Source organism: Alteromonas sp. 4NH20-0056 (genome assembly GCF_057539655.1).
On sequence record NZ_BAAJLS010000024.1, the window covers coordinates 1 to 1,344 of the forward strand.

Consider the following 1,344-nt stretch of genomic DNA (forward strand, 5'->3'; position numbering starts at 1 on the left):
TTTTTTATGGATATCAAAACAGCATTAGATACTGCTTTCAATGCCAGTACCCAGTTTCACTCATTTGAAAAACTCTCAACTTTCTTAGACCCTTCAATTATCGATGAGGCCTTTGTTGAAGCAGGTGTGGCAACCGTTAGAAAGCGTCGCTTACCGCTCGAGTCGGTAATGTGGTGCGTCATGGGCATGAGTCTTTTTAGGCAAGAATCAGTGTGGAATATTGCCACTAAGATGGATATTGCATTACCAGGTAAAGCACCGCTGGTAGCGCCAAGCGCTATGGTTCAGGCGCGACAGCGCTTGGGAACCGAGGCCGTTGAACAGTCTTTTAAAAAGATGGCGAAACATTGGTATCAACAAAACGAATTCGAAACATGGAACGGCCTGAATTTACTTGGTGTCGATGGTGTCGTTTGGCGAACGGCTGATACTGCGGAGAACCGTGAAAAATATGGCTCTGGCAGCACGCAACATGGTGATACAGCCTTTCCTCAGATTCGCATGGTCTGCCAGATGGAGCTGACAAGTCATCAACTTATAAACAGTACCTTCGATAAATATAAGTCTAACGAAATGGTGCTAGCAGAGCAGCTAATTGAAGATACGCCTAATAATTCGCTCACTATGTTTGACCGTGGTTTTTATTCCTTGGGCTTACTCCATCAATGGCAAGAGGCGGGAAAAGAAAGACACTGGATGATACCCGCCAGAAAAGATCTCCAATTTGAAGTACTAGAAAGCTATAGCCGCGTAGATAAACGGATAAAACTAAAAACCACACCTCAAGCGAGAAAGAAATTCCCCACGCTTCCCAATGAGCTTGAAGCGCGACTAATTACGAAGAAAATTAAAGGAAAAGAGTGTCGAATTCTTACATCTCTTACCGATGTCATGCGTTATCCCAGTGACGAGGTTGTAGACTTATACAGTTATCGCTGGGAAATTGAATTAGGGTACCGAGAGATGAAGCAGACGTTACTGAATAGTGAATACACGCTTCGTAGTAAGCGGCCTGACATGGTTGAGCAGGAGTTATGGGGATTACTGCTGGCTTATAACCTGATACGAGTGGCAATGACTGAAGCTGCACTACGCAAAGGCATCTGGCCTAATCAGCTAAGCTTCAGCGGGTGCTCAAGCGCGGTTGTGGCATTCCTACTTACAACAGGACTTACAAGCCCAGGGAAGCTGCCCGTGCTATATGAAAACCTCATCAATCAACTAACTTATTATGAGCTTCCGACACGGCGGGAAGACAGGTTATATCCGCGATGTGTTAAATCCAAACCGAGTAAGTACCCCGCTAAAAAGAAAAATGCCAGTCAGCTTAACTGACTGGCATTA

General features: G+C 45.0%; 1 protein-coding gene. It reads left to right on the forward strand.

Annotated features, from left to right (window positions below):
* The first annotated feature begins 6 nt into the window (after positions 1-6).
* Positions 7-1,335, forward strand: coding sequence for an IS4 family transposase (locus AC27EZ_RS18070; RefSeq protein ID WP_487136655.1), 1,329 nt, complete (start codon positions 7-9; stop codon positions 1,333-1,335).
* Positions 1,336-1,344 lie beyond the last annotated feature (9 nt).

Excerpts from the sequence above, each read along its gene's own strand:
- AC27EZ_RS18070 (WP_487136655.1), top strand. The coding sequence starts at position 7 with ATGGATATCAAAACAGCATTAGATACTGCTTTCAATGCCAGTACCCAG.